The sequence below is a fragment of the bacterium genome, assembly GCA_021372775.1.
Taxonomy (GTDB): domain Bacteria; phylum Acidobacteriota; class Polarisedimenticolia; order J045; family J045; genus JAJFTU01.
On sequence record JAJFTU010000323.1, the window covers coordinates 1 to 5,827 of the forward strand.

Below are 5,827 nucleotides of genomic sequence, written 5' to 3' on the forward strand. Positions count from 1 at the left end.
GCCGGCTTGTACTTGATCCCCGCGCGCCGCGCCTGGAAGTCCTCGAAGTTCGAGCACGACGAAATCTCGCGGAAGGTGTTCTGCGACGGCAGCCACACCTCGAGGTCGTACGTCTTCGCGCTCGAGAACCCCATGTCGCCCGTGGACAGGCAGACGACGCGGTAGTGCAGCCCGAGCCGCCGCAGCACCTCCTCCGCCTCGTCGGTCAGCGCCTCGTGCAGCTCGTACGAACTCTCCGGCGTGCAGAACGTCACCAGCTCGACCTTGTTGAACTGGTGCTGCCGGATCAGCCCGCGCACGTCCTTGCCGTAGCTCCCCGCCTCGGAGCGGAAGCACGGCGTGTAGGCGGCGTAGCGGATCGGCAGCTCCTCCTCGCGCAGGATCTCCCCCGCGTGGAGGTTCGTCACCGGCACCTCGGCCGTCGGGATGAGGTACCAGTCCGACGGCTCCCGCAGCCGGAAGAGGTCCTCCTCGAACTTCGGCAGTTGGCCCGTGCCGCGCAGCGCGCCGGCGTTGACCATGAACGGCGGGAGCACCTCGGTGCGCCCGTGCCGCGCGACGTGCAGGTCGAGCATGAAGTTGACCAGCGCCCGCTCCAGCCGCGCGCCGAGCCCGCTCAGCACGCAGAACCGCGCGCCGGTGATCTTCGCCGCCCGCTGGAAGTCGAGGATCCCGCCGATCTCGCCGAGGTCCACGTGGTCGCGCACCGGGAAGTCGAAGCTCGGCTTCGTCCCCCAGACCCGCTCGACGCGGTTCGACTTGTCGTCGAGCCCGTCCGGCGCCGAGGCGTGCGGAATGTTCGGCACGCGCAGCATGATCTCCTCCAGCTGCGCGTCGATCTGCTTCGTCCGCTCGTCGAGCTCCTTGATCCGGTCGGCCATCGCCCGCACGCGCTCGCGCGCCGCGGCGGCGTCGCCGCCCGCCTTGACCAGCTCGCCGATCTTCTTCGACGCCTCGTTCCGCTCGGCCTTCAGCCGCTCGGCCTCGCCGATCGCCGACCGGCGCTCCTTGTCCAGCGCCTCGAGCTCGTCGAGCGCCGGCACGACGCCGCGGCGCGACAGTCCCGCGCGGACTTCGTCGAAGTGGGCCAACACGTACTTGATGTCGAGCATTTGTGCGGACTCCTTAGGGTGCGCCAGTCTAAACCCGCCCTCCGGAGGGGGCACGACGTTTCCGCCCGCCCCGTTTTCGGGGATAATCGCGCCGTTCAGTCCTTTCGGAGGCTTTCGCCGTGAAACGAGTGCGCAAAGGGGTCTTCCCCGCCGCCGGTCTGGGCACGCGGTTCCTGCCCGCGACCAAGTCGATGCCCAAGGAAATGCTGCCGATCGTCGACCGCCCGACGATTCAGTACGCCGTCGAGGAGGCGATCGCCGCGGGGATCGAGGAAGTCGTCTTCGTCACCGGCCGCGGCAAGCAGTCGCTCGAAGACCACTTCGACCACTCCTTCGAGCTCGAGGCGGTCCTCGCCGAGCGCGGGCAGGAGCGGCCGCTGGCGATGGTGCGCGAGATCGCCGCCCTCTGCCGCGTCTCCTACACGCGCCAGAAGAAGGCGCTGGGCCTCGGCCACGCCGTCCTCTGCGCGCGCGGCCTCGTCGGCGACGAGCCGTTCGCGGTCTTCCTCGCCGACGACCTGATCGTCGCCCAGACCCCGGCGATCAAGCAGCTGATCAGCCTCCACGAGCAGACCGGGGCCTCGATCGTCGCCGTGCAGCGCGTGCCGAAGGAGCAGGTCTCGGCGTACGGCGTCGTCAAGGTCGGCGCCTCGAACGGCCGCGTGCACGAGGTCGTGGACCTCGTCGAGAAGCCGCGCCCCGACCGCGCGCCGTCCGACCTCGCCGTCATCGGCCGCTACGTCCTCTCGCCGTCGATCTTCCCCGTCCTCGAGGACACCGCCCCCGGCGCCAAGGGGGAGATCCAGCTGACCGACGGCCTCAAGCACATCGCGCAGCACGAGAAGCTGCTGGCGATCGAGTTCGAAGGCCGGCGCTACGACACCGGCGACAAGCTCGGCTTCCTGCAGGCGACCGTCGAACTGGCGCTCGAGCGCGAGGACCTCGGCCCGGCGTTCCGCGCCTGGCTGACCCGCCTCGCCGCGGAGCGCGGACTGGACGGCCACCGTGGATAGACTCCGCGTGCTCGGCGGCGCGTCGCTCCAAGGGACGGTCCGCGTCTCGGGGGCCAAGAACGCCGCCCTCCCCGAACTCGCCGCGGCGCTGCTCACCGCGGGCGAACTCCGGCTCGACAACGTCCCGGACGTGAAGGACGTGCGGACCTTGGTGCGCCTGCTGGGCGACCTCGGCGCGAAGGCCGAGAGGCTCGGCGAGCACCGCTACGCCCTCTCCACCGCGCGGGTCGAGAGCCCCGAGGCGCCGTACGAGCTCGTCCGCACGATGCGCGCGTCGGTGCTCGTGCTCGGGCCGCTCGTCGCCCGCTGCGGCCGGGCGCGCGTCTCGCTCCCCGGCGGCTGCGCGATCGGCGCGCGGCCCATCGACCGCCACCTCGACGGCCTGGCCAAGCTCGGCGCCGAGATCCGGCTCGACCACGGCTACGTCGAGGCGCGGGCCGAGCGGCTGCGCGGGGCGGAGATCGTCTTCACCGACGTCACCGTCACCGGCACGGAGAACCTGCTGATGGCGGCGACGCTCGCCGAGGGGCGCACGGTGCTGCGCCGCGCGGCGCGCGAACCCGAAGTCGTCGACCTCGCCGCGCTCCTCGTCAAGATGGGGGCGAAGATCGAGGGCGCGGGGACCGACACGATCGTCGTCGAGGGTGTGCCGGAGCTCGGCGGCGCCGAGCACCGCGTCATCCCCGATCGGATCGAGGCGGGGACGTTCCTCATCGCCGCCGCCGTCACCGGCGGCAAGATCACGCTCGAGGACGTCGAGCCGTCGCATCTCGAGGCGGTGATCGAGCAGCTGCGCCGGGTGCAGCTCTCGATCGAGACCGGCGCCGGCTGGATCCGCGTCGGCAACGGCCGCCCGCTGCACGCCGTGGACCTCGAGACCGCGCCCTACCCCGGCTTCCCGACCGACCTGCAGGCGCAGTACATGGTGCTGATGACGCAGGCCGGCGGCGTCTGCCGGCTCAAGGAAACGATCTTCGAGAACCGCTTCATGCACGTGCCGGAGCTGCGCCGGATGGGGGCGATGGTCTCGCTCGCCGGCGGCGCGGCGACGATCGAAGGCCCGACGCCGCTGACCGGCGCCGAGGTGACGGCGTCCGACCTGCGGGCCAGCGTCTCGCTCGTTCTCGCCGGGCTCGCGGCGCGCGGCGAGACGACCGTCCACCGCGTCTACCACCTCGACCGCGGCTACGAGCGGATCGAGGACAAGCTGCAGGCGCTCGGCGCGCGGATCGAGCGCCTGACGGAGAGGTGACCGATGGCCCAGGACTGCCTCTTCTGCCGCATCGTCGCCGGGGAGATCCCGGCGAAGATCGTCCACGAGGACCCGCTCTGCGTCGCCTTCGAGGACATCAACCCGCAGGCGCCGATGCACGTCCTCGTCGTGCCGCGGGCGCACGTCGCGAGGCTGAACGACCTGCGCGGCGAGCACGAGCCGCTCGTCGGGCACATGGTGACGGTCGCGGCCGAGCTGGCCAAGGCGCGCGGCGTCGCCGAGGGCGGCTACCGCGCCGTCTTCAACTGCAACGCCGGGGCGGGCCAGACGGTCTTCCACGTCCACCTGCACGTCCTCGGCGGACGCTCGTTCGGCTGGCCTCCGGGCTAGGCCGCGGCGCGCGACGGCGCCCGAGCGCGCCGCCCGAGCGTCCCCTTCGACGCGGGAGGGCACTCTCTGGTCGCCCGCGCGTCCCGTTCCAGATCCGCGGCGGAACGGCCGCGCCGCCGGAGCGGCCGCGCCGGCGCCGGTTTCGCGCCGTCCCAAGGCCGGCCGCCGCCGTGCCCGCGGGCGTTTGTCGTATTCTCTCTTCGTTGGATCTTCGTCGCCGGCGCGCGCCGGCGGGGAGCCTCCCATGAAGAAGACCGCGTTCTTCCGCGTCGCCGTCGTCGTCACCCTCGCCGCGTTCGTCTTCTCCTGCGCCACGACGCACGTCCCGCCGATCTCCGGCGCCGGCGCGGCGTTCAAGCCGGACAAGGACGAGAAGGCGCTCTGGCAGGCGTCGCGCGACGAAGAGCAGAAGCTCCTCTCCAAGGCCAAGCTGCACGACGACCCGCTGCTCGAGGACTACCTCGAGGGGATCGTCCGCCGGCTGAACCCGCCGGCGATGGCCGAGAACCCGGAGATCGGCTTCCGCGTGCGCGTGATCGAGGACCCGACGCTGAACGCCTTCGCCTACCCGCACGGCACGCTCTACGTCCACACCGGGCTGCTCGCGCGGATGGAGAACGAGGACCAGCTCGCCACGGTGCTCGGCCACGAGATGACGCACGTCGAGGGGCGCCACATGCTGCGCTACCAGCGCAGCGCGCAGAACAAGGCGATCGCCTTCTCCGTCGCGGCGATCGCCGCCGCGGTGATCGTCGCCGGCAAGGAAGGCGACGCGGTGCGGGACGGCGACTACGGCCGCGCCGCGCGGACCCGCGTCCTGACCGACATCCTCGTCGGGCTCGGGCTGCAGCTCGCCTTCATCGCGGCGATCAACGGCTACGGCCGCAACCTCGAGCGCGAGGCCGACGAAGGCGGCTTCCAGAAGATGGCCGCCGCGGGGTACGACACCAACGAGTCGCCGCGCGTCTACCAGTTGCTGATGGAGGACCACGGCGACCAGGGGAAGACCGAGGCGTTCTTCTTCGGCTCGCACCCGCGCCTCGCGGAGCGGATCACCGCGGCCAAGGAGTGGAACACGGCGCACAAGGGGTCCGCGCCGGTGAAGGCGACCGGGGCGGACAACGAGTCGTTCGCCCGCCGGATGCGCCCGGTCGTGCGCGAGGACGCGCGGCTGAACATCGACCTCGGGCGGCTGTCGATCGCGGAGTACGAGCTGAACCGCGTGCTGAAGCTGACGCCGGACGATCCGGCGGCGCTGCTGCTGATGGGCCGGCTGCGGCTGAAGCAGGCCGACGGCGAGAAGCGCGACGACGCGCGGCGGGCGAGGCTGGACGAGGCGGAGCGGTCGTTCGAGGCGGCGCTGAAGCTGAATCCGGAGCAGGCGGCGGCGCACCGCGAGCTGGGGGTGTTGGCGTTCAAGCGCGGCGACAACGCCGGCGCGTGCCGGCACTTCGACGAGTATCTGCGCCTCGCGCCTCGCGCCGAGGACGCGGCGCGGATCCGCGACTATCAGCTGGAGCTCAAGAAGGACGGCCGCTGCCCCGAAGCGGCGCCCGCGCCTGCCGCGCCGCCGGCGCCGCCGTCCGGCGTCTCCGTGGATCGCCCGTAGCGCCGAACGGCGCCCGACGTCGGCCGGCGATGCCGCCCGGCGGCAATACCCGCGGCACTCGAGCGGATCCGTGATTCGGAGCGGCGCGCGCGGGACTCCTTCGGATCCCGCTCTCGGGGTTAGGGCCCGCGCGATTCGATCGAATCCCTCCGTAGTCTGCGGTAGGGCCCGCGCGATTCGATCGGCGTCCTCACTCGGTGAGGGCCCGCGCGATTCGAGGAACGCCCGTCGTGAGGCGGGGGCGGTGGCTCCGCCGACGGGGCAACGGCTGCGCCACCGCCCCCGCCTCACGACGGGCTGTCGTCTTTGGTTTCGCGCTCTGCCCCGCTTGTCGGCGGGGGGATGTTCCTCTTTGGGTGGTTCGTGCGTCTTGCGTCGCCCCGCGCCGCGGCTTTGATTCGTGATTGCCTCGTAAAGCTCAACGTTGCGGCGCCAAGGCGCGTGTCCGTTGATGGGCGCGCGTCGCGCGGCGGGGGGCGGCGGCTCCGCC

General features: G+C 72.0%; 5 protein-coding genes. 4 read left to right on the forward strand and 1 reads right to left on the reverse strand.

Going from position 1 to position 5,827, the window contains the following annotated elements; all coding sequences use genetic code 11:
• A partial coding sequence (gene serS / locus LLG88_10975; protein ID MCE5247424.1) for a serine--tRNA ligase occupies window positions 1-1,112 on the reverse strand: 1,112 nt, incomplete at its 3' end.
• A gap of 119 nt (window positions 1,113-1,231) precedes the next feature.
• On the opposite strand from serS, the gene galU reads away from it, so the two are divergent.
• The 4 genes from galU (at window position 1,232) to LLG88_10995 (ending at window position 5,337) form a co-directional block, all read left to right on the forward strand.
• Entirely contained in the window at window positions 1,232-2,125 is an 894-nt protein-coding gene (gene galU / locus LLG88_10980) for a UTP--glucose-1-phosphate uridylyltransferase GalU (protein ID MCE5247425.1), read from the forward strand.
• Window positions 2,118-3,377: a UDP-N-acetylglucosamine 1-carboxyvinyltransferase gene (gene murA, locus LLG88_10985; GenBank protein ID MCE5247426.1), complete on the forward strand. Its 1,260-nt coding sequence runs from the start codon at window positions 2,118-2,120 to the stop codon at window positions 3,375-3,377. Before galU ends, murA begins: the two co-directional genes overlap by 8 nt.
• A gap of 3 nt (window positions 3,378-3,380) precedes the next feature.
• Window positions 3,381-3,728 (forward strand): histidine triad nucleotide-binding protein, encoded by a 348-nt coding sequence (locus LLG88_10990; protein ID MCE5247427.1) that lies wholly within the window; start codon window positions 3,381-3,383, stop codon window positions 3,726-3,728.
• Between the two features lie 244 nt (window positions 3,729-3,972).
• Window positions 3,973-5,337, forward strand: coding sequence for a M48 family metalloprotease (locus LLG88_10995; protein ID MCE5247428.1), 1,365 nt, complete (start codon window positions 3,973-3,975; stop codon window positions 5,335-5,337).
• Window positions 5,338-5,827: the final 490 nt, after the last annotated feature.